We start from the raw sequence: 22,618 nt of genomic DNA on the forward strand, positions 1-22,618 counted from the left end.
CGAGCGGCGTCAAGTCAGCTCATCCAGTTGCCGCCGTCGACGTTCAGCGTCTGGGCGGTGACGTAATCGGCGTCGGACGACGCGAGGAACAGCGCGGCGCCCGTCAGGTCGCCCGGCACGCCCATGCGGCCGAGCGGCACGGCTTCGCCCACGAGCCGCTTCTTCTCGCCGAGCGGCCGGTTCTCGTAGCGCGCGAACAGCGCATCGACCTGCTCCCACATCGGCGTGTCGACGACGCCGGGCGCGATACCGTTCACGTTGATCCGGTGCGGCGCGAGCGCGAGCGCGGCCGACTGCGTGTAGCTGATCACCGCGGCCTTGGTCGCGCAGTAGTGCGAAACGAGCGCCTCGCCGCGACGCCCGGCCTGCGACGACATGTTGACGATCTTGCCGCCGCGCCCCTGCTCGACCATCCGCTGCGCGACGGCCTGCATCAGGAAGAACAGCCCTTTCACGTTGACCGCGAACAGCCGGTCGAACACGTCCCACGATTCGTCGAGGATCGGGCGCATGTCGAACAGCGCCGCGTTGTTGAACAGGATGTCGATGCCACCGAAGCGCTCGACCGCCGTGGCGACGATGCGCTCGATGTCGTCGCGGCGCGTGACGTCCGCGGTGACGGCCACCGCGCGGCCGGGGTTCGCCTCGATGAGCCGCGCGAGCGAGCCGCTGGCAGGCTTCAGGTCGACGAGTACGCAGCGCGCGCCCTCGTCCAGATAGCGTTGCGCGACCGCCTCGCCGATGCCGCTTGCGGCGCCCGTCAGGATCGCAACCTTGTCTTCCAGTCTCACTGGCTGTCTCCGGTTCGTTCTGCTTTACGACGGCCGCGATATGAACTAACGCTCGCCAACCGATCAATTGCTCTGTTGTTGATCGAATGATCGGATACGCGATTCGCGCTGTCAAGGCAACATGACGGCTTTCTATGATGCGCTGCGGCACGACGGCGCACCGCGGCGGCCCGCCACGCGCGCCCGGCAAGGCGCGGCGCGCGCGGTGCGGCGCGGTCGGATCGGCGATGAAGGGGACGGAGCGAGGACGAAAAGGGGAATTCGCGCTGCACGGCGCGGCGATACGTTATATCATCGCCATACTTCGTTTCACGCCCAGCTTCACGCCATGGCTACCTCATCGTCCATTGACGCCCGGCTGTCCCGGGCCGACGCATTCGCCGCCGAGCACGGGCTCGCGTGGACGCCGCTGCGCCGCCAGGTCTACGAACGCGTGCTGGCCGCGCAGCGCCCGATCGGTGCGTACGACCTGCTCGCCGAGCTCGAGCCGCAGCGCGGCCGCGTGCCGCCCACGACCGTCTACCGCGCGCTGGATTTCCTCGTCGAGCACGGCTTCATCCACCGGATCGAATCGAAGAACGCGTTCTTCGCGTGCTGCGAGATCGGCGTCCCGCACGAAGGCCAGTTCCTGATCTGCGATTCGTGCGGCGACACCGTCGAGATTCCCGGCGGCGACCTCGCGAAGCAGTTGTCCGCGAGCGAGCCCGCGCACGGTTTCGAAGTCCACCATCAGGTCGTCGAGCTGAGCGGCCTGTGCGGACACTGCAAGCGCAAGCCCGCGCAACGCTGACGCGTATCGCGCGGCACACGCGCCGCCCCCTTCCAACGAGGAGTTCCATGCCCATTGCCCTGAAGCGCGCGCCGCGGCGCGCCCTGACGCCTGTCCGCTGGCTCGCCGCCGTCGTCTCCACGGCCGCCGCGCTGTCGCTCGCGGCGCCCGCGTTCGCGCAGGCCGCGACCGTCAACGTCGTCGCCGCCGAGAACTTCTACGGCGACGTCGCGTCGCAGATCGGCGGCAGCCATGTCGCGGTGACGAGCATCCTCAGCAATCCCGACCAGGATCCGCACCTGTTCGAAGCGAGCCCGAAGACGGCCCGCGCGCTCCAGCACGCGCAGGTCGTGATCTACAACGGCGCCAACTACGATCCGTGGATGAGCAAGCTGCTCGGCGCGTCGAAGCAGGCGAAGCGCGCGACGATCGTCGTCGCCGACCTGGTCGGCAAGAAGGCCGGCGACAACCCGCACCTGTGGTACGACCCGGCGACGATGCCGGCCGCCGCACGCGCGATCGCGGCCGAACTCGGCCGCGCCGATCCGGCGAACAAGGCCGAATACGATGCGAACCTGCAGAAGTTCGTCGCGTCGCTGAAGCCCGTCGACGACAAGGTCGCCGCGCTGCGCGCGCAGTACAAGGGCGTGCCGGTGACGGCCACCGAGCCGGTGTTCGGCTACCTGTCCGACGCGATCGGCCTCGACATGCGCAACCAGCGCTTCCAGCTCGCGACGATGAACGACACCGAAGCCAGCGCGCAGGACGTCGCCGCGTTCGAGAACGACCTGCGCAAGAAGCAGGTACGCGCGCTGATCTACAACAGCCAGGCCGAAGAACCGATGACCAAGCGCATGCTGAAGATCGCACGCGACGGCGGCGTGCCGACCGTCAGCGTCACCGAGACGCAGCCGGCCGGCAAGACTTTCCAGCAATGGATGGCCGGCCAGCTCGACGCGCTCTCGGCCGCGCTCGCCGCCGGCAAGAAATAAACAACCGTAACGCCATGACCGCCACTCCCCACGCACTCGCCGTCGATCGCGTCACGCTCGAACTGGGCGGACGCACGATCCTGCGCGACGTCAGCTTCGCGATCGAACCCGGCGAATTCGTCGGCGTACTCGGGCCGAACGGCGCGGGCAAGACGACGCTGATGCGCGCGGTGCTCGGCCTCGTGCCCGTGTCGGCCGGCACGCTGTCCGTCGGCGGCGTGCCGGTCGTACGCGGCAACGCGTCGATCGGCTACATGCCGCAGATTCGCAGCGGCCTCGCGAACCGCCGGATGCGCGGCTACGACTTCGTCGCGATGGCCGCCGACGGCCACCGCTGGGGGCTGCCGCACACGACCGCGGCGACGCGCCGCGACGTCGACCGCGTGCTCGATCTCGTCGGCGGCCCGACGCTTGCCCGCCGGCCGCTGTCGGAACTGTCCGGCGGCGAGCGGCAGCGCCTGCTGCTCGCGCAATGCCTGCTTGGCAGCCCGAAGCTGCTGCTGCTCGACGAGCCGCTGATCAGCCTCGACCCGAACCACCAGCGCGGCGTCGTCGAGCTCGTGCGCAACGTGCAGCGCGAGCTCGGCATCACCGTGCTGTTCTCCGCGCACGAACTGAATCCGTTGCTGAACGCGCTCGACCGTGTGCTGTATCTCGGCAACGGCGTCGCGGCGCTCGGCACCGTCGACGAGGTGATCACGAAGCCCGTGCTGTCGCGGCTCTACGGATCGCCGATCGACGTGATGCGCGTGAACGGCAAGATCTTCGTGATGTCGGGCGACGTCGAGATCGAGAAGCACGACCACGAACACGAGGACGACGACGGCCACTCGCACGGCGGTGGCGGCGGCCACGGCCATCACCACCACGGACACGCTCATCCCGGGCACTCGCACGATGTTTGAATACGACTTCATGATCAACGCCTTCGCGGCGTCGGGGATCGTCGCGGTGCTCGCGGGCATCGTCGGCTACTTCCTGGTGCTGCGCGGGCAGACCTTCGCCGGCCATGCGCTGTCGCACGTCGGCTTCACCGGCGCGACGGGTGCGGTGCTGCTCGGCATCTCGCCGATCTGGGGGATGGTCGGTTTCACGCTCGCAGCCGGGATCGGGATGGGCGCGCTCGGCGAAAAGCTCGCGGGCCGCGACGTCGCGATCGGCGTGATCCTGTCGGGTGCGCTGGGTTTCGGCCTGCTGTTCCTGCATTTCTACACGTCGTTCGCGACGCAGGTCACCGCGCTGCTGTTCGGCAACGTGCTCGCCGTGAGCCACGACACGCTCGCGGTGCTCGCCGGCATCGGCGCCGTGAGCCTGCTCGCGCTCGCGCTGATCGCGCGGCCGCTGCTGTTCGCGTCGCTGCAGCCCGAACTGGCCGAAGCCAAGGGCGTGTCGCTGCGCGCGGTATCGATGCTGTTCCTCGCGGTGTGCGCACTCGCCGTGGCCGCGGCCACGCAGATCGTCGGCGTGCTGCTGGTGTTCACGCTGCTGGTCGGGCCGGCTGCCGCCGCGCAGAACGTGACGACGCGGCTGTCGACCGGCGTGCTGCTCGCCGCGCTGTTTGCGTTGTTCGAAGCATGGCTCGGCATCGTGCTCGCGTATCACACCGACTGGCCGACGAGTTTCTGGATCACCGCGCTGTCGGCGCTCGTGTACGGCGCAAGCCTGTTGCGGCGCCACTGATCGACGCGAGGCGGGACGACGCCTGGCGGATCGCCGCCCGACGGATCGCCGCCCGACGAAAATAAAAAACGCCGGCGTGCCCGAGGGCAACGCCGGCGTTTTTTATGCGCCCTCGATCGTGCGGCGCGCCGTATGCGTTATGTGCGCCCCTTCCCGCTCATCGCGCGAGCACGCGCGCGTGATGCGCGATGTGATCGGCGATGAACGTCGAGATGAAGTAGTACCCATGGTCGTAGCCCGGATGGCGGCGCAGCGTCAGCGGCTGGCCGGCCTTCGCGCACGCGGCTTCGAACACCTCGGGGTTGAGCTGGTTCGCGAGGAACTGATCCGCGAGGCCCTGATCGACGAGGATGCCGTCCGCGAACTTCGGCGCATCGGCGCGCGCGACGAGTTCGCTCGCGTCGTGTGCCTTCCAGGCGTCGCGATCGGCGCCGAGGTAGCCCGAGAACGCCTTCTCGCCCCACGGGCAGCGTGTCGGCGCGGCGATCGGCGCGAACGCCGATACCGACCGGTACAGCCCGGGATGACGCAGCGCAAGCGTCAGCGCGCCGTGCCCGCCCATCGAGTGACCGAAGATCCCGAGCCGCGCGCCGTCGATCGGCAGTTCTGCCGTGACGAGTTCGCGCAGCTCGCCCGTCACGTACGACTCCATCCGGTAATGCGCGGACCACGGCGCTTCGGTCGCGTCGACATAGAAGCCCGCGCCGACGCCGAAGTCCCACGTGTCGGTCTCTCCCGGCACGCCCGCGCCGCGCGGGCTCGTGTCCGGCATCACGAGCGCGATGCCGTGCTGCGCCGCGTATTGCTGCGCGCCGGCCTTGATCGCGAACGTCTCGTCGGTGCACGTGAGCCCCGCGAGATAGAACAGCGCCGGCACGCGGCCGTGCGCGGCCTGCGGCGGCAGGTACACCGAGAATTTCATCGGCAGGCCGATGGCCGCCGAATCGTGACGGTAGAAACGCTGTTCGCCGCCGTGGCACGCATGCGAGGAAACGAGTTCGAGCATCGCGGTGCGCTCCCGGTCAGTACAGCACGACCGAACGGATCGACTCGCCGGCCTTCATCAGGTCGAAGCCTTCGTTGATCCGCTCGAGCGGCAGCGTATGCGTGATCAGGTCGTCGATGTTGATCTTGCCTTCCATGTACCAGTCGACGATCTTCGGCACGTCGGTGCGGCCGCGCGCGCCGCCGAACGCCGAGCCCTTCCACTCGCGGCCCGTCACCAGCTGGAACGGACGCGTGCTGATTTCCTCGCCCGCCGCGGCCACGCCGATGATGAACGACTGGCCCCAGCCCTTGTGCGTGCACTCGAGCGCCTGGCGCATCAGCTTCACGTTGCCCACGCATTCGAACGAGTAATCCGCGCCGCCGTCGGTCAGCTGCACGATGTGGTCGACCACGTTCTCGACTTCGTTCGGGTTGATGAAGTGCGTCATCCCGAACTTCTTCGCGAGCTCGACGCGCTTCGGGTTGATGTCGACGCCGATGATCTTGTCCGCGCCGACCATCTTCGCGCCCTGGATCACGTTCAGGCCGATCCCGCCGAGGCCGAACACGACGACGTTCGCGCCGGCCTCGACCTTCGCCGAGTACACGACCGCGCCGACGCCCGTCGTCACGCCGCAGCCGATGTAGCAGATCTTGTCGAACGGCGCGTCCTCGCGCACCTTCGCGACCGCGATTTCCGGCACGACGATGTAGTTGGAGAACGTCGACGTCCCCATGTAGTGGAACAGCGGCTTGCCGTCGAGCGAGAAGCGCGACGTCGCGTCGGGCATCAGGCCCTTGCCCTGCGTCGCGCGGATCTTCTGGCACAGGTTGGTCTTGCGCGACAGGCAGAACTTGCACTCGCGGCATTCGGGCGTGTAGAGCGGAATCACATGGTCGCCCTTCCTCACGGTGCCGACGCCGGGGCCGACGTCGACCACGACGCCCGCGCCTTCATGGCCGAGGATCGCCGGGAAGATCCCTTCCGGATCGGCGCCCGACAGCGTGTAGTAGTCGGTGTGGCAGATGCCCGTCGCCTTCACCTCGATCAGCACTTCGCCTGCGCGCGGCCCTTCGAGATCGACTTCCTCGATCGTCAGCGGTGCGCCCGCCTTCCATGCAATCGCGGCTTTCGTCTTCATCGTGTGACTCCTGTCTGTGTGTGAGGTCGGCCCGGGTTCGCGCGTCGGCGCTCATGTCGACCGGCGTGGGTGCGCCAGCACCGACGCCGGCCCAATGCTTCGCACCGGGTTCCATGCAAAGCTGTCGAAACCGTGCCGCGCGGCGTCGCGCGCGGCACGGCGAAAGAATCTCGTGCTCGCCATGATGGCCGGTTCCGCCGCGCATCGCGTGCGGGAAACGGCCGCCGGCTTGCCACGATGCGTCATCGCTGACGCAAAAGAACAAGTGCCCGATTTTAAGCGCCCGTCGTGAACCATGCATCCGTCCGGGCATACAGGTCGATGAAGCGCGCATGGCGCGCGGCCAGCGAGCGATCGTCACGCGGCTCGGCAACCGGCGACGCGGCCGGCGCCAGCGCGTGCAGCGCGTCTTCCCGCCAGTGCCCGATCGCGACTCCCGCCAGCAGCGCGGCGCCGCGCGTCGCGGCGTTCGGGCAGTCGATCGCGTGAAGCGACGCGCCCAGCGAGTCGGCAAGCAACTGGCGCCAGCGCGGATCGACCGAGCCGCCGCCCGCGAGACGCAGCGTCGTCACCGGGTCGCCGCGGTCGGCATCGCGGATCGCATCGAGCCCGGCGCGCAACGCGAACGCGACGCCTTCGAACGCGGCGCGCATCATCGCGCCGCGCGTGTCGCCGAGCCCGAGGCCGAGCCAGCCGCCGCGCGCGTCGGGGTTCATCCACGGCGAACGCTCGCCCGTCAGGTACGGCAGGAAGCACAGACGTTCCGACGCAGCCTGCGCGAACGCATCGTCGTACGCATCGGCCCACTGCGCGTAGCCGAGCCAGCCGCGCACGGCTTCGAGCGCGAGCCCGACGTTCTGCATCGCGGCCATCGTGTAATAACCGCCGCCGGCCGCCGCGCGATAGCGATGCAGCCCGCGTCGCGCGGCCGGCAGCGCATCCGCGAGCACGACGATCTGGCCGCCGCTGCCCGTCGTCAGCAGCGCATCGCCGGCGGCGGCGAGCCCGCTGCCGAGGGCCGCGCATGCGGTGTCGGCCGCGCCCGTCGCCAGCGGCATGCCGGCGGGCAGGCCGAGTGCCGTCGCCGCCGGTGCGCCGAGCGTGCCGCAGCGCGCGGTCGACGGCTGCACCGATGCGAACCGGTCGGCCGGCAGGCCGAGTGCGTCGATCAATGCGAGATCCCATGCGCCGTCGGGCGTCGCGAGCGCGGTCGCGCACGCGTCGCTCGGATCGGCCGCGACGTCGCCGCCCAGCGCGATGCGCAACCAGTCCTTCGGCTGCACGGCCCAGCGCGCGGCGCGCAGTGCATCGGGTTCGTGAGCGGCCAGCCAGCGCAACAGCGGGCCGGCCATACCCGGCGCGACGGGATTCGGGGCGACGGGCAATCCGGCGACGGGCGATCCCGTGACGGGCCAGCCGGCCTCATCCGCTTCGCGCACCGCCCGCGTGTCGGGCCACAGCAGCGCGGGCCGCACCGGCTGCCCGGCCGCGTCGATCAGCACGACGCCGTGCATCTGCCCCGAGAACCCAATCGCCGCCACCTGCGCACGCTCGCCGGCCGGCAACCGCGCGGCCGCGCGCACCAGCGCCTGCCACCACGTGTCGGGGGCGATCTCTGCCCAGCCGGGCTGCGGCGACGACAGCGCATAGGGTTCGCTCGCGACCGCACGCTCGACGCCGTCGGCATCGAGCGTGACGAGTTTGACGGAGCCGGTGCCGAGGTCGATTCCGAGCAGGCGCATGACGTGAGGACGAATTCGAATGAACGGATGTCGATGATAACGGGATCGCGATGCGCGGCCCGTCTTTTGCCGCCGCCGCGCCGGCCGAAATCGCCATGGCCTGCCGGGTTACACCCGGCTGCACGTTGGCGGTGAAAGCGGCCGCTCGCGGGTTAACCCGGCACGATTTTCCCCAGGCACTTTTTGCCGCTATGCGCCCCGCCCGATACACACCATAAAGCGGCCGATATTTGACATGGGGGCCAGCGCTATTTTGAAGGGCTATAAAACCGGGAACCCTCACTCCTGCGGCAGTTTCCCGATGATCGACACCCTGTTTCATGCCGAAATGGCATATCGAACCAGCAAAGAGCGGAATAGTACCCAGTGCTCTTGTTGCGTGGATTCATTCCGCATAACTTCGTATCACCCCGAAAACAAGATCATGGAGTGAGACAGATGCAATCGAACACGGTCCATCCGTGCGATGAGGTGCTGCCGACCGGCAAGCTGGTAACGCTTGGCCTGCAACACGTCCTCGTCATGTACGCCGGCGCTGTTGCCGTGCCGCTTATCGTTGGCGCCGCACTCAAGCTGCCGAAAGACCAGATCGCGTTCCTGATCAGCGCCGATCTGTTTTCGTGCGGCATCGCCACGCTGATCCAGACGCTGGGCCTGTGGATCTTCGGGATCCGCCTGCCCGTCATCATGGGCTGCACGTTCGCGGCAGTCGGCCCGATGATCGCGATCGGCACGAACCCCGGCCTCGGCATTCTCGACATCTTCGGCTCGACGATCGCGGCCGGCATCATCGGCATCGTGCTCGCACCGATGATCGGCAAGCTGTTGCGGTTCTTCCCGCCCGTGGTGGTCGGCACCGTGATCGCGGTGATCGGGCTGTCGCTGATGGAAGTCGGCATCAACTGGGCGGCCGGCGGCGTCGGCAACCCCGAGTACGGCAGCCCCGTCTATCTCGGCTTGTCGCTGCTCGTGCTGACGCTGATCCTGCTGATCAACAAGTTCGGCCGCGGCTTCATCGCGAACATCTCGGTGCTGCTCGGCATCGTCGCCGGCTTCGCGATCGCGTTCGCGATCGGCCGCGTGAATACCGACGGCGTCGCGCACGCACCGTGGGTCGGCATCGTGATGCCGTTCCACTTCGGCATGCCGCACTTCGACCCGCTGTCGATCGTGACGATGGTCACGGTGATGTTCGTCACGTTCATCGAATCGACCGGCATGTTCCTCGCGGTCGGCGACATGGTCGATCGTCCGGTCAACCAGGAGCGCCTCGTGCGCGGCCTGCGCGTCGACGGCCTCGGCACGCTGATCGGCGGCATCTTCAACTCGTTCCCGCATACGTCGTTCTCGCAGAACGTCGGCCTGATCGGCGTGACGGGCGTGAAGAGCCGGTTCGTGTGTGCGACGGGCGGCGTGATTCTCGTGCTGCTCGGCCTGTTCCCGAAGATGGCGCAGGTGGTCGCATCGGTGCCGCCGTTCGTGCTCGGAGGTGCGGGCATCGTGATGTTCGGGATGGTGGCCGCGAACGGCATCAAGGTGCTGTCGAAGGTCGACTTCGTGAACAACTCGCACAACCTGTTCATCGTCGCCGTGAGCGTCGGCATGGGCCTCGTGCCGGTCGTGTCGCCGCACTTCTTCTCGAAGCTGCCTCCCGCGCTCGCCCCGATCCTGCACAGCGGCATCCTGCTGGCGTCGGCATCGGCCGTGATCCTGAACATCGTGTTCAACGGCGTGAAAGGCGAGAAGGATGCGCGCTGCGAGATCCGCCGCGCCGGACACGACTTCGACGGCCGCCCGGCCGACGTGCATCACTGATCACGACGCGCCGGACGACGGCGCGAAGCGGTAACGGAAAACGCCACGGCATGCCGTGGCGTTTTTGCTTGGCGGGGCCGGGCTACGCGGGGTGCCTCGCGCGCTCGGGGGGCCGCCTGCGGTGCGGTGCGGTGCAGGCGGCCTGGTTGATCGGTTGATCGCGCATGGGCGCGTATCTGCCGTGATCGGCATCAGCGGCATCCGATGCAGTCATCGTCACGCCAACCGTCGTGGTCTCGCACGACCCGGCCGCACAAAAGAAAACGCCACGGATTTTCATCCGTGGCGTTTTCGCTTTTGCATCGCGCCGGTTCGGCAGGCAGAAGCAGTTACCCGCTCCTGCCCCGCCTTTCACTTACCCGTTCGTCGCCGCTGCCGACGCAGGCGCCGGAACGGCCGCCTTGTCGTAGTCGACCGGCGCATCCGGCGCGCGCGGCGTCTCGCCGGCCCGCTGGATCCACCCGCCGCCCAGTGCGCGGTACAGGTCGACCAGATTCGTCCAGCGCGCCAGTCGTGCGTTGATCAGCGTCTGCTGTGCCGAGTACAGATCCGTCTGCGCGGTCAGCACCGACAGGTAGCTGTCGACGCCGTTCTTGTAACGCAGGTCCGACAGGTCGAAACGTCGCTGCTGCGCGTGCTCGTTGCGCTCGAGCGCCGCGATCTGCTGGTCGTACGTGCCGCGTGCGGCCAGACCATCCGCCACTTCGCGGAATGCCGACTGGATCGCCTTCTCGTAGTTCGCGATCTCGATGCGCTTCTGCACGTTCGCGAGGTTCAGGTTCGCGATGTTCTGCCCGCCTTCGAAGATCGGCATCGTGATCTGCGGCGCGAACGACCACGCCGCCGTGCCGGCCTTGAACAGGCCGCCCAGCGTCGGGCTGCCGGTGCCGAACGCGCCCGTCAGCGAGATGCGCGGGAAGAACGCCGCGCGTGCCGCACCGATGTTCGCATTCGCCGCCAGCAGCGTCTGCTCGGCCTGCATCACGTCCGGACGACGTGTCAGCAGGTCCGACGGCAACCCGGCCGGCACGTCCGTCAGCAGGTTCTGCGCGTCGAGCGGCATGCCCGCCGGCAGGTCGTCCGGCAGCGGCTCGCCGATCAGTTGCACCAGCATGTTCAGTGCCTGCGCACGCGCACGCGCCTGCTGCTGCTGGTTCGACAGCGCCTGCTCGACCACCGTCTGCGCCTGACGCAGCTCGAGCTCGGAGCCCGTGCCGTTGTCAAACCTCAGCTTGGTCAGGTCGTACTGCGCCTGAGCGGACTTCAGCGTGTCCTCCGTGACCTTCAGCAGGTCATCGGTCGATAGCAGCGTCAGGTATTGATCGGCCACCTGCGACACCAGCGAGATCTCGAATGCCTGCCGTGCATACGACGTCGACAGGTATTGCGCGAGTGCCTGGTCTTTCAGGCTCTGCACGCGGCCGAACAGGTCGAGCTCCCACGACGCGGACAGCCCGACGTTGTAGTTGCGCGAGATCAGCGGCGCATTGGTCGTCGACAAGCCCTGCGGCACGCGCTGGACACTGCCCGTCCCCGTGCCGTCGAGCGTCGGGAACAGGCCCGCGCGCGTGATCTGGTACTGCGCACGCGCCGCCTCGATGTTCAGCACCGACACGCGCAGGTCGCGGTTGTTTTTCAGCGCGATCTCGATCAGCCGCTGCAGGCGCGGATCGACGAAGAACTCGCGCCAGCCGATGGAAGTCGCTGCCTGGCCGTTCGCGCTGCGCGCGCCGGCCGCACCCGGCTGCGTCGCGTAGACGCCGCCGGCCGGGTACGCCTGCGCGACGGGCGCGTCGGGCCGCTTGTAATGCGGCGCCATCGTGCAGCCCGTGGCAAAGAGCGCGACCGCGATTGCAGTCAAAGCGTGTTTTTGCATCATCACTGTCCCTTGTTGCCTTCGTCGCCGTTGCCCGGCTTCTCTTCGTGGTGCGAGTGCTCCTGAGCCAGGCGCAGCGCCTCGTCGACGTCTTCCTTCTCGCCGCTGAAGATCGCACGGATCTTCACGAAGAACATCGGGATCATGAAGATCGCGAGGAACGTCGCCGTGATCATCCCGCCGATCACGCCCGTACCGATTGCGTGCTGGCTGGCCGAACCCGCGCCGTTGCTGATCGCGAGCGGCATCACGCCGAGAATGAACGCGAGCGACGTCATCAGGATCGGACGCAGCCGCAGGCGCGCCGCTTCCAGCGCGGCCTCGATCGGCCCCATCTTCTCCGTCTGCTGCAGTTCGCGCGCGAACTCCACGATCAGGATCGCGTTCTTCGCGGACAAGCCCACGGTCGTCAGCAGGCCGACCTGGAAGAACACGTCGTTTTCCAGACCGCGCATCGTCGCCGCAAGCAGTGCACCGATCACGCCGAGCGGCACCACCATGATCACCGAGAACGGGATCGACCAGCTTTCATACAGTGCCGCGAGACACAGGAACACGACGAGGATCGAGATCGCGTACAGGATCGGCGCCTGCGAGCCGGACTGGATTTCCTGGAACGACAGGCCGGTCCACGAATAGCCGATACCGACCGGCAGCTTCTTCGCGAGCCCTTCCATCGCGGCCATCGCCTGACCGGTCGACTTGCCCGGTGCGGCCTGACCCTGGATTTCCATCGCCGACACGCCGTTGTAGCGCTCGAGCTTCGGCGAACCGTACGTCCAGTGACCGGTCGCGAACGAGCTGAACGGCACCATCCCGCCCGATCCGTTGCGCACGTACCAGATGTTCAGGTCTTCCGGCGTCATCCGGAACGGTGCGTCCGCCTGCACGTACACCTTCTTGATCCGGCCGTCGGTATCCAGGAAGTTGTTCACGTACTTCGATGCCCATGCGATCGAGAACGTCTGGTCGATCGCATCCGCCGTCACGCCGAGCGCATTCGCCTTCTCGCGATCGATATCGACCTTGTACTGCGGCGTATCGTTCAGGCCGTTCGGGCGCACGCCCTGCAGCGTCGGATCCTTCGAAGCCATCCCGAGCAGCTGGTTACGCGCTGCCATCAGCGCATCGTGGCCGAGACCGGCGTTGTCGGTCAGTTCGAAGTCGAAGCCGGCAGCCGTACCGAGTTCAGGAATCGACGGCGGGTTGAACGGGATCACCACGGCGTCCTTGTAACCCGAGTAGCGCCCGAACATCCGGCCGATCAGCGCCTGCACCTTCTGGTTCGCATGCTGACGCTGCGAGTAGTCCTTCAGGCGAACGAACACGAGACCGGAGTTCTGGCCACGGCCCGCGAAGCTGAAGCCGTTGACCGTGAACGCCGATTCGACGATTTCCTTCTCGTCCTTCAGCAGGTAGTCGGAAATGTTCGCGAGCGTCTTCGCGGTCGTTTCCTGCGTCGAACCCGACGGCGTCTGCACGATCACGAACATCAGGCCCTGGTCTTCATCGGGCAGGAACGACTTCGGCAGGCGCACGAACAGCAGGCCAACCGCGACGATCACGACCAGATAGATGATGAGCCAGCGGCCCGAGCGCTTGATCACGTGGTGCACGCCGACGTGGTACTTGTCGCGGCTGTTGTTGAACGTGCGGTTGAACCAGCCGAAGAAACCCTTCTTCTCTTCGTGATGCCCTTGCGGGATCGGCTTGAGGATCGTCGCGCACAGTGCCGGCGTCAGGATCAACGCGACGAGCACCGACAGCACCATCGCCGACACGATCGTCAGCGAGAACTGGCGATAGATTGCACCGACCGAACCGCCCGAGAACGCCACCGGCACGAACACCGCCGACAGCACGAGCGCCACGCCGACGAGTGCGCCGGTGATCTGGCCCATCGCCTTGCGGGTCGCCTCCTTCGGTGACAGGCCCTCTTCGGCCATCACGCGCTCGACGTTCTCCACCACCACGATCGCATCGTCGACCAGCAGGCCGATCGCGAGCACGAGGCCGAACATCGACAGCGTGTTGATCGAGAAGCCCACCATCGACATGATCGCGAACGTGCCGAGCAGCACGACCGGCACCGCGATCGTCGGGATGATCGTTGCCCGCAGGTTCTGCAGGAACAGATACATCACGAGGAACACGAGCACGATACCTTCGAGCAGCGTCTTGACCACTTCCTCGATCGACAGCTTCACGAACGGCGTCGTGTCGTACGGGTACTTCACGACGAGGCCGTGCGGGAAGAACGGTGCCAGTTCGTCGATCTTCGCGCGCACGGCCTTCGCGGTTGCGAGCGCGTTCGCGTTGGTCGCGAGCTGGATACCGAGTGCCGCGGTCGGCTGACCGTTGTACTTCGTGTCGAAGTTGTAGTTTTCGCCGCCGAGGCCGATCTGCGCGACGTCCTTCAGGCGAACCTGCGAGCCGTCCTGGTTGACCTTCAGCAGGATGTTGCCGAACTGCTCGGGCGTCTGCAGCAGCGTCGATTCGGTGATCGTCGCCTGCAGCATGGTGCCCGGCTTCGCCGGCGTGCCGCCGATCTGGCCGCCCGCGATCTGCACGTTCTGCGCGGTGATCGCGGAGCTGACGTCGACCGGCGTGAGGCCGTAGTTCGTCAGGCGGTTCGGGTCGAGCCAGATCCGCATCGCGTACTGCGAGCCGAACAGCGTGACGGTACCGACGCCGTTCAACCGGCTGATCGGATCCTTCACGTGCGACGCCACGAAGTTCGCGAGGTCGTACTTGTTCATGCTGCCGTCTTCGGAGTTGAAGGCGAGCACCAGCAGGAAGCTGCTGCTCGACTTCGTCACCGAGAGGCCGAGCTGCTGCACGACCTGCGGCAGGATCGGCGTCGCGAGCGACAGCTTGTTCTGCACCTGGACCTGCGCGATGTCGGCGTTGGTACCCGGCGCGAAGGTCAGCGTGATCGTCGCGTTGCCCGAGTCGTCACTGGTCGACGACATGTACAGGAAGTTGTCGAGACCGCTCATCTGCTGCTCGATCACCTGCGTCACCGTGTCTTCCACCGTCTTCGCGGAAGCGCCCGGGTAGTTCGCGGTGATCTGGATCGATGGCGGTGCGATCGTCGGATACTGCGAGATCGGCAGCGTGAAGATCGCCGCAACCCCGGCCAGCATCAGGATGATGGCGATCACCCACGCGAAGATCGGGCGATCGATAAAAAACTTTGCCATGAAACAGGCTCCCTGTTATTGCGCGCTCGAAGCAGCGGCAGCACTCGCCGGCGCAGCGCCCGATGCGGCAGCACCGGAAGCGGCAGCGGCGCCGGAACCGGCGGCAGCCGGCGCGGCGGACGCGGCAGCCGCACCCGACGCGGCATCGGCCGCCGGTGCGAGCTGCGCGGGGACCGTCTTCACGGTCGCCCCCGGGCGCACCTTGTCGACGCCCTGCACGATCACGTGATCACCCGCTTGCAGACCACCTTCGACCACCCAGTTCGGGCCCTGCATGCCCGTCGTCTTCAGCGGACGCGGCTCGACCTTGTTGCTGGCGTTCACCACCATCGCGATCGCCTGCCCCTTCTGGTCGTGCGTGACGCCGATCTGCGGCACCAGGAACGCGTTCTCGTTCACGCCTTCCTCGATCCGTGCACGCACGAACATGCCCGGCAGCAGCACCTTGCCCGGGTTCGGGAAGACCGCGCGGATCGTCACCGAGCCGGTGGTCTGGTCGACCGTCACGTCCGAGAACTGCAGCTTGCCCGGCTCCGAATAGGTCTTGCCGTCTTCCAGGATCAGCGACACCTTCGCCGCGCCCGGGCCGCTCGTCTTCAGGCGGCCGCTCTGCACGTCCTGGCGCAGCTTCAGCCCTTCGAGGCTCGATTGCGTGAGGTCCACATACACCGGGTCGAGCTGCTGCACCGTCGACATCAGCGTCGCCTGGCTCGCCTGCACGTACGCGCCCGGCGTCACCTGCGAGATGCCGACGCGGCCGGTGATCGGCGACACGACATCCGTATAGCCGAGGTTGATCTGTGCGGTATCGACCGCCGCCTTGCCGGCCGCGACGTCCGCCGCGGCCTGGCCTTGCGTGGCCACCGCGTTGTCGTAGTCCTGCTTGCTGACCGCGTTCGCGGCCACCAGCACCTTGTAGCGTGCGACCAGCGCGTTCTGCGTGACGAGGTTCGCCTGCGCCTTCGCGAGCGTTGCCTTTGCACTGTTCAGCGCGGCGATGTAAGGCGCCGGGTCGATCTTGTAGAGGCGCTGACCGGCCTTGACGTCGGTGCCTTCGGTGAATTCACGACGCAGCACGATGCCGTCGACCCGCGCGCGGACCTGCGCGACGAGGAACGCGCTGGTGCGGCCCGGCAGGTCGGTGAAGACCGGTACGGCTTGCGGCTGGACGGTGACGACGCCGACTTCCGGCGTTTGCGGCGGCGGTGCCGATTCTTTTTTCCCGCACGCGGCCAGGAAAACGGCGGCCGTCGCGACAGTGATTAAGCGGTATGGAACCCGTTCGACGCGCATGGAGCGACCTCTGTGTATAACCAATGGAATAAGTGCCACACCCGACCGGAGCGAGCGCAACACGGATGCGCCTCACGGCGCAGATCGAACACCTGAATTACTGGACTGCTAGATACAGCAAGCGGCACGAAACCTCCGTGCCGACAGGATGCCCCGCAACTGCGGACTGGTACTTTGGCGGGAATCAGCAGAGTGGGATATTAACTGATTGCCACTTGGGTCATTCGATCGTAGGGTGGTATTGTATATACATTCATGAATGTATGTAAAAAGCCCGCTTGTGCGCGACCGGCTGTCCAGTCTTACGGATTGTTACCAGCCGCGATCATAGCCAGTCTATATGACCGCGCAGAGGGTTGCAGACCCTATATTCACCTACGATCGATCCAATCAGGCCTGCACATGGTCAGACGTACCAAGGAGGAGGCGCTCGAGACGCGCAATCGCATTCTCGACGCCGCCGAGCACGTGTTCTTCGAGAAAGGCGTGTCGCACACGTCGCTCGCCGACATCGCGCAACATGCCGGCGTGACGCGCGGCGCAATCTACTGGCATTTCGCGAACAAGAGCGAACTGTTCGACGCGATGTTCGACCGCGTGTTTCTGCCGATCGACGAGTTGAAGCGGATGCCGCTCGACGCGCCGGGCGGCAATCCGCTCGACAAGATCCGCCAGATCCTGATCTGGTGCCTGCTCGGCGTGCAGCGCGACGCGCAGTTGCGCCGCGTGTTCAGCATCCTGTTCATGAAGTGCGAATACGTCGCGGACCTGGAGCCGCTGCTGCAGCGCAACCGCGCGGGGATGAGCGAGGCCCTGCACGCGATCGACGCCGATCTCGCGGTGGCCGTGCAACTCAAGCTGCTGCCCGAGCGGCTCGATACGTGGCGCGCGACGCTGATGCTGCACACGCTCGTCAGCGGTTTCGTGCGCGACATGCTGATGCTGCCCGACGAGATCGACGCCGAGCAGCATGCGGAAAAGCTCGTCGACGGCTGTTTCGACATGCTGCGCTACAGCCCGGCGATGCTGAAGGACGGCGAATGATCGCGCGACGCGCGTTCGCCAGCGATTCGGGTCTTCGTTTCATCGGGCGGGCCGCCCATCGCGCCGACGCCCGACCCGCCGTCCCTTCTCCCCGACCGGTTCAGGCGGCCTTCGCGCGCTGCGCGCGGGCCCGCCGGTTCGACGCGGCGACCGAATCGCGCTTCGGCATCGGCGCACCTGCCAGCCCCGCGATCCACGCATCGGTGGACATCACGGCCGCAAAATTCGACTGGAACACCACCGCGTACGCGCGGTGAATCTCCTCGGCGCTCGCCGCGCCTGCTTCGTTCTCGTAAGGCAGCGCGCCCGTCGCGTCGTTCAGGTATTCGACATTCAGCCCCGCATGCGCCGCGTGATAGACCGTCGATGCATTGCAGTTGTGCGTCATGTAGCCGGCCACCGCGAGCGTGTCGATCCCGTGCGCATCGAGCCACGCTGCAAGGTCGGTCCCGGCAAACGAGCTCGCGTGCGTCTTCTCGATCAGGTGTGCGTACGGCCGGCCGGCGACGACCGCGTGCAGCGCGACGCCGTCGGTGCCGGGCGCGAAGATCGGCGCGCCGGCCGGCGCGACGTGCTGGACGACGATCACGGGCACGCCGGCCGCATGCGCGGCATCGATCGCGCGGCCGATGTTCGCGAGCGACACGTCGAGCGGCGGATATTCGATCGGCAGGTTGCCCGTCACGTACTCGTTCTGGACGTCGATCACGATCAGTGCGCGGCGGGAAGCAGAATGGGAAACGGAATGCGGGACGGCGTTCGACATGGCGGGCTCCTGGTCCAGGGGCGCGGCCCCGCCCCGGAACGGGGTGGTCAGCGGCGCGATGCGATGCATTGTCGGGGCGCGTCGCTCACGTGGACAGTGGCCCGATAGCCATTCTTCGATAGAATCGGGCCATCACCCATCCGGAGCCCGCCATGACCGCCGCCTCGTCCACCCGGCCTGCCCCGACCGCTCCGACCGTCGTTGCCGTGATCGCGTATGACGGCATCAGCCCGTTCCACCTGTCGGTGCCGTCCGTCGTGTTCGGCAAGGAGCGCGACGCGGCCGCGTCTCCCGCGTTCGAGTTTCGCGTCTGCTCGGCGGAGCGCGGCCCGCTGTCGACGACGGGCGGTTTCACGATCACCGCGCCCTACGGCCTCGACGGGCTCGACGACGCGGACATCGTCATCGTGCCGGCGTGGCGCGACCCGGACGAAGCGCCGCCCGACGTGCTGCTCGACGCCGTCCGCGCGGTCGCCGCGCGCGGCGCGCAGCTCGTCGGGCTGTGCCTCGGCGCATACGTGCTCGCCGCGGCCGGCTTGCTCGACGGCCGCCCGGCCACCACGCACTGGGCATGGGCCGACGACTTCGCACAACGCTTCCCGCGCGTGAAACTCGATCCGGACGTGCTGTACGTGGACGACGGCAACCTGATGACGTCGGCAGGCACGGCCGCGGGGCTCGACTGCTGCCTGCACGTCGTGCGGCGGCGCTTCGGCTCGGACGCCGCGAACCAGATCGCGCGCCGCCTCGTGATCCCGCCGCACCGTCAGGGCGGGCAGGCGCAATACGTGCCGCAGCCGGTCGCCGCGCACCCGCGCGATGCACGGCTCGCGGGCCTGCTCGACTGGGTGCGCGCGCATCTCGACGCCGCGCACAGCGTCGATTCGCTCGCCGAACGCGTGCTGATGAGCCGGCGCACGTTCACGCGCCACTTCCGCCAGGCGACCGGCACGACCGTCACCGCGTGGCTGCAGGCCGAGCGGCTGGCGCGCGCGCAGCATCTGCTGGAAACCACCGGGCAGTCGATCGATGCGATCGCGCAGGCGGCCGGCTACGGGTCGAGCGTGTCGCTGCGCCAGCATTTCGCGGGCGCACTCGGCACGTCGCCGTCGGCGTATCGAAGGGAATTTCGCGGCGCCGGAGCCGGCGCCGATGCCGCGCGGTAGGCGCGCGGCGGGCGAACCTCGCAGCCGAAACGGCCGGCCGCTCAGCCGCCGTTGATCCAGCGCGCCGCGTAGAGCAGCAGCGCGACGAAGACGATCATCGCGGCCCACGCCCACACGGGCACCGTGCCGGAGCCGCGATGCGGGAGTGCGCTGGCGGCACGCCCGGTCAGCGCGCCGCCGAGGTGCGGCGGCAGCGCCCGCTTCGTCGCGGCCACCAGCGACGCCGGCCGCAGAAACACGTGCTGGCGCCGCGGCGCGGCCAAGCGCGCGCGATTCGGTGCGAGACCGTGCTTCGCCTGTACGACCGCGCAGAATTCACGGAAGAAATCGTCGGTCCATTCGCGCAGCGTATTTTCGATCTGCCGCCCCGGCAGCTCGGTGAGCGGGCCGCTCGCCGTCGCCCAGACCACGTACTCGATACGCGTGGCGTTCGCGTCGTCATCCGGCATCAGCACGAGTTCGACCTGGCCGCGCAGCGCGCCGAGCCCGTCGGCCCGCGCCTTGAAATTGAGCACGCGGCGCGGCTGGCCTTCCGCATCGCCCTGCTCGGCGGCCGCATGCGCACGCACGTCGTAGCGGGCGCGCAGCGGGCCGAGCGGCACCGTGATCGTCAGCGCGAACTCGCCGTCCGCAAGCTTCACGAACGATTCGCAATGATCGAAGCTCGCGCGCAGCAGCGCGAGATCCTCGAATGCCTCCCGCACGACGGGCGGCGCGAGCGGTATGCGCAATGTGTCGTTCAGTTCCATGACGCCTCCCCCGTGAACACGCACCGCATCAGGATGTCTCGACGAGGCTGTCGATCCGTGCGGCGTCGAAGGCGACGTAGAGCGCGAGCGCCGACGCCGCCTCCTTCGGTTCCTCGTAACTCCATGCGGCGTTCTCGATCACGCCGTCTTCCGTCTGCAAGTCGAAGTGCACGGCCTCGCCCCTGAACGGGCAGACCGACGTGACACCGGATTTCACGAGCCGGCGCATGTTGACGTCGCGGCGCGGCAGGTAGTGGATGTCCGGCAGGCCCGTTTCGCGCACGGTCAGCGCGCCGTGCGAATCGGCGTACGTGATGCCGCGATGGATCACGCGCACGCGATGACGGTTCGGCACGATTTCGAGACGAGGGTCGGCTGCGTCGGACATCGTTTCTCCTTGGGGCGGCCCGGCTGGCCGGGCTCAGGAAACGAAAAAAGCCACGGCACGGGTGCCGTGGCTTTCATTATGGGCGAAACCGCAGCCGAATGCGCGACCCGGGCCGGCGCCGCGCGCGGCAGGCTACTGCGCGCTCCACTGGAACGCCGTCTTCGCGCCGCCCTTCGCGCCGACCGTGACGGCACGGGATTCCTCGTTGCCCTGGTACGACGCATGCACCGTATAGCGGCCCGGCGGCACCTTCACGAGCATGTACGGCCCGCGCGCGTCGGTCTTCAGCACCTCGTTGCCCTTGCCGTCGACGATCCGCACATGAACGTCGGCCAGGAACTCGCCGCCCTTGCCGGTGAAGCGCAGCGCCAGCGGCCATTTCGGCTCGTTGCGCTGGAACGCCGTCGATTCGTCCTGCCCGACGCCGCCGGACACGAAGGTGACGTCGCCCTGCTGGCCCGCGGCGGGCAAACCGTCCGACTGCGCGTACGCGCCGGTCGCTCCGGCCGCGAGGCCGGCGGCCAGCGCCGCGGCGACGGCAAATCGGGACACGTTGCGTAGATATTGCATGGCTCTCTCCTTGGGGTCGGAACACATACAGGGCGCGGCGTCACGCATTCGAGCGGCGGCGGCGCCCGCCGCGGCCGGCCTGGCCGGCCGTCGGCCGTGGCCGGTCAGCTCAGGTCGACCGGCACGAAGATCTGGGCATTATCGCGCTGGATCAGCAGAGCAAGACTGTTGCCCGCGCCCTTGACCGCGTCGCGCAACTGCTCGGGGCTCGTGACCGGGCGGCCGTTGACCGCGAGGATCACGTCGCCGGGCTGGATGCCCGCGTTGGCGGCCGGCCCGCCGGCCTGCTGCACGATCAGGCCGTGCGACAGGTTGTCGGCGCTGCGCTCCTGCGGCGACAGCGGACGCACCGCGACGCCCAGGCGCCCCTGCTCGACGGGCCCGCCGTCGTTCGACGCGAGCTTCGCATCGGCCATCGCGCCGAGCGTCACGCTGATCGACTTCTTCGACTTGTCGCGCCAGATCTGCAGGTCGGCCTTCGAACCCGGCTTCAGGTTCGCGATCTGCGCGGGCAGCGACGTCGAATCGGCAACCGGCGAGCCGTTGACCGACAGGATCACGTCACCCGGCTGCAGGCCGGCCTTCGCCGCCGGGCCGTTCGGATCGACCGAGCTGACGAGCGCGCCGTCCGGCTTCTGCAGTCCGAACGAGCTCGCGAGCGTCTGGTTCAGCCCCTGCACGGCGACGCCGAGGCGGCCGCGGCTCACGTGGCCCGTCTTCACGAGTTCGTCCTTCACCTTGATCGCCTCGTTGATCGGGATCGCGAACGACAGGCCCTGGAAGCCGCCCGTCTGCGAATAGATCATCGAGTTGATGCCGATCACCTCGCCCTGCAGGTTGAACAGCGGGCCGCCCGAGTTGCCGGGGTTCACCGGCACGTCGGTCTGGATGAACGGCGTGTAGTTCTCGTCCGGCAGCGCGCGCGACTTCGCGCTGATGATGCCCGACGTGACCGTGTTGTCGAAGCCGTACGGCGAGCCGATCGCGACGACCCACTGGCCGACCTTGCTCTGCGCCGGGTCGCCGATCTTCACGGTCGGCAGGCCGCTCGCATCGATCTTCAGCACCGCGACGTCCGACTGCTTGTCCGAGCCGACGACCTTCGCCTTGTATTCGCGCTTGTCGGTCAGCTTGACCGTGACGACGTTCGCGCCGTCGATCACGTGCGCATTGGTGAGGATGTACCCGTCGGAGCTGATGACGAACCCGGAACCGAGGCTCGCGCTCGGCTGGTCGTCCGGTTGCGCGTCGCCGCCCATGCCCGGCACCTGGCCGTAGAAGTGCTTGAAGAACTGGTAGAACGGATCGCTCGGATCGATCGGCAGCTGCGGCTGCGGCACGCGGCGCGACACCTGCTTCACGACGTGCTTCGCGCTGATGTTCACCACCGCCGGGCCGTAAGTCTCGACGAGCCCGGAGAAATCGGGAATGCCGGTCTTGGCGGCCGCTTCGGCCGGCATCAGCGCGGCAGCCTGCGCGGGCGTGATGATCTGCGGATCGGCGCGGCGGGTGCCGGCGACATAACCGGCGGACAGGGCGGCCGCCACGGCGACCGCGACGGCGCCGCGCGCAAGGAATCGGGTATTCATCGTAGGACCTCCTCTTTGTTAGGACGCAGCGTAACGACCCTGACTTAAAGGAGGCT

At 67.6% G+C, this 22,618-nt stretch carries 19 protein-coding genes; 7 read left to right on the forward strand and 12 right to left on the reverse strand.

Annotated elements, in window-relative coordinates; all coding sequences use genetic code 11:
* Positions 1–14: 14 nt before the first annotated feature.
* Positions 15–791, reverse strand: coding sequence for an L-iditol 2-dehydrogenase (locus DPV79_RS12515; RefSeq protein ID WP_059497627.1), 777 nt, complete (start codon positions 789–791; stop codon positions 15–17).
* Between the two features lie 328 nt (positions 792–1,119).
* Here DPV79_RS12515 and DPV79_RS12520 point away from each other — a divergent pair, with 328 nt between their 5' ends.
* Genes DPV79_RS12520 through DPV79_RS12535 form a run of 4 tightly spaced genes read left to right on the forward strand, consistent with a single transcriptional unit; the run spans position 1,120 to position 4,232 of the window.
* Positions 1,120–1,581, forward strand: coding sequence for a Fur family transcriptional regulator (locus tag DPV79_RS12520; protein WP_011546084.1), 462 nt, complete (start codon positions 1,120–1,122; stop codon positions 1,579–1,581).
* Positions 1,582–1,628: 47 nt separating this feature from the next.
* A complete protein-coding gene (locus tag DPV79_RS12525; protein ID WP_113045548.1) occupies positions 1,629–2,552 on the forward strand; it encodes a metal ABC transporter solute-binding protein, Zn/Mn family in 924 nt (307 codons plus the stop codon).
* 14 nt (positions 2,553–2,566) lie between these two features.
* On the forward strand, positions 2,567–3,457 hold the full coding sequence (locus DPV79_RS12530) for an ABC transporter ATP-binding protein (protein ID WP_113045549.1): 891 nt from the start codon (positions 2,567–2,569) through the stop codon (positions 3,455–3,457).
* Complete coding sequence (locus DPV79_RS12535) at positions 3,450–4,232, forward strand: metal ABC transporter permease (RefSeq protein ID WP_060067580.1); 783 nt, start codon at positions 3,450–3,452, stop codon at positions 4,230–4,232. Before DPV79_RS12530 ends, DPV79_RS12535 begins: the two co-directional genes overlap by 8 nt.
* Before the next feature lie 157 nt (positions 4,233–4,389).
* On the opposite strand, the gene fghA is transcribed toward DPV79_RS12535, so the two are convergent.
* The 3 genes from fghA to DPV79_RS12555 all read right to left on the reverse strand — a co-directional run bounded on the left by fghA (position 4,390) and on the right by DPV79_RS12555 (position 8,103).
* Positions 4,390–5,238: an S-formylglutathione hydrolase gene (gene fghA, locus DPV79_RS12540; protein WP_113045550.1), complete on the reverse strand. Its 849-nt coding sequence runs from the start codon at positions 5,236–5,238 to the stop codon at positions 4,390–4,392.
* A 16-nt stretch (positions 5,239–5,254) separates the two neighbouring features.
* Positions 5,255–6,361, reverse strand: coding sequence for an S-(hydroxymethyl)glutathione dehydrogenase/class III alcohol dehydrogenase (locus tag DPV79_RS12545; protein WP_006483756.1), 1,107 nt, complete (start codon positions 6,359–6,361; stop codon positions 5,255–5,257).
* A gap of 275 nt (positions 6,362–6,636) precedes the next feature.
* On the reverse strand, positions 6,637–8,103 hold the full coding sequence (locus tag DPV79_RS12555; RefSeq protein ID WP_113045551.1) for a xylulokinase: 1,467 nt from the start codon (positions 8,101–8,103) through the stop codon (positions 6,637–6,639).
* A gap of 438 nt (positions 8,104–8,541) precedes the next feature.
* Here DPV79_RS12555 and DPV79_RS12560 point away from each other — a divergent pair, with 438 nt between their 5' ends.
* Positions 8,542–9,918, forward strand: coding sequence for a nucleobase:cation symporter-2 family protein (locus tag DPV79_RS12560; RefSeq protein ID WP_021159518.1), 1,377 nt, complete (start codon positions 8,542–8,544; stop codon positions 9,916–9,918).
* A 355-nt stretch (positions 9,919–10,273) separates the two neighbouring features.
* On the opposite strand, the gene DPV79_RS12565 is transcribed toward DPV79_RS12560, so the two are convergent.
* From DPV79_RS12565 to DPV79_RS12575, 3 genes are read right to left on the reverse strand one after another with little or no spacing between them, the layout of a single operon-like run.
* Positions 10,274–11,797, reverse strand: a complete 1,524-nt coding sequence (locus DPV79_RS12565; RefSeq protein WP_113045552.1) for an efflux transporter outer membrane subunit — start codon at positions 11,795–11,797, stop codon at positions 10,274–10,276.
* Positions 11,797–14,997, reverse strand: coding sequence for an efflux RND transporter permease BpeB (gene bpeB / locus DPV79_RS12570; protein ID WP_059490398.1), 3,201 nt, complete (start codon positions 14,995–14,997; stop codon positions 11,797–11,799). Before bpeB ends, DPV79_RS12565 begins: the two co-directional genes overlap by 1 nt.
* Before the next feature lie 15 nt (positions 14,998–15,012).
* Positions 15,013–16,290 (reverse strand): efflux RND transporter periplasmic adaptor subunit, encoded by a 1,278-nt coding sequence (locus DPV79_RS12575; RefSeq protein ID WP_060049512.1) that lies wholly within the window; start codon positions 16,288–16,290, stop codon positions 15,013–15,015.
* A 402-nt stretch (positions 16,291–16,692) separates the two neighbouring features.
* On the opposite strand from DPV79_RS12575, the gene DPV79_RS12580 reads away from it, so the two are divergent.
* The gene (locus DPV79_RS12580; protein ID WP_021164098.1) at positions 16,693–17,334 is read left to right on the forward strand and encodes a TetR family transcriptional regulator; all 642 of its coding nucleotides are present in this window, start codon (positions 16,693–16,695) and stop codon (positions 17,332–17,334) included.
* Positions 17,335–17,434: 100 nt separating this feature from the next.
* Here the strand turns inward: DPV79_RS12580 and DPV79_RS12585 are convergent, their stop codons facing one another.
* Positions 17,435–18,100, reverse strand: a complete 666-nt coding sequence (locus tag DPV79_RS12585; RefSeq protein WP_048025028.1) for a cysteine hydrolase family protein — start codon at positions 18,098–18,100, stop codon at positions 17,435–17,437.
* Positions 18,101–18,252: 152 nt separating this feature from the next.
* Between DPV79_RS12585 and DPV79_RS12590 the strand changes: the two genes are divergently transcribed.
* Positions 18,253–19,266, forward strand: coding sequence for a helix-turn-helix domain-containing protein (locus tag DPV79_RS12590; protein ID WP_048024985.1), 1,014 nt, complete (start codon positions 18,253–18,255; stop codon positions 19,264–19,266).
* Positions 19,267–19,307: 41 nt separating this feature from the next.
* On the opposite strand, the gene DPV79_RS12595 is transcribed toward DPV79_RS12590, so the two are convergent.
* The 4 genes from DPV79_RS12595 to DPV79_RS12610 all read right to left on the reverse strand — a co-directional run bounded on the left by DPV79_RS12595 (position 19,308) and on the right by DPV79_RS12610 (position 22,562).
* Complete coding sequence (locus DPV79_RS12595; RefSeq protein ID WP_113045553.1) at positions 19,308–20,015, reverse strand: SRPBCC family protein; 708 nt, start codon at positions 20,013–20,015, stop codon at positions 19,308–19,310.
* Between the two features lie 28 nt (positions 20,016–20,043).
* Positions 20,044–20,403 (reverse strand): DUF427 domain-containing protein, encoded by a 360-nt coding sequence (locus DPV79_RS12600; RefSeq protein WP_021164094.1) that lies wholly within the window; start codon positions 20,401–20,403, stop codon positions 20,044–20,046.
* A gap of 132 nt (positions 20,404–20,535) precedes the next feature.
* On the reverse strand, positions 20,536–20,973 hold the full coding sequence (locus tag DPV79_RS12605; RefSeq protein WP_059688814.1) for a carboxypeptidase-like regulatory domain-containing protein: 438 nt from the start codon (positions 20,971–20,973) through the stop codon (positions 20,536–20,538).
* A gap of 104 nt (positions 20,974–21,077) precedes the next feature.
* A complete protein-coding gene (locus DPV79_RS12610; protein ID WP_011353057.1) occupies positions 21,078–22,562 on the reverse strand; it encodes a DegQ family serine endoprotease in 1,485 nt (494 codons plus the stop codon).
* Positions 22,563–22,618: the final 56 nt, after the last annotated feature.

The organism is Burkholderia reimsis, assembly GCF_003294055.1.
GTDB lineage: Bacteria > Pseudomonadota > Gammaproteobacteria > Burkholderiales > Burkholderiaceae > Burkholderia > Burkholderia cepacia.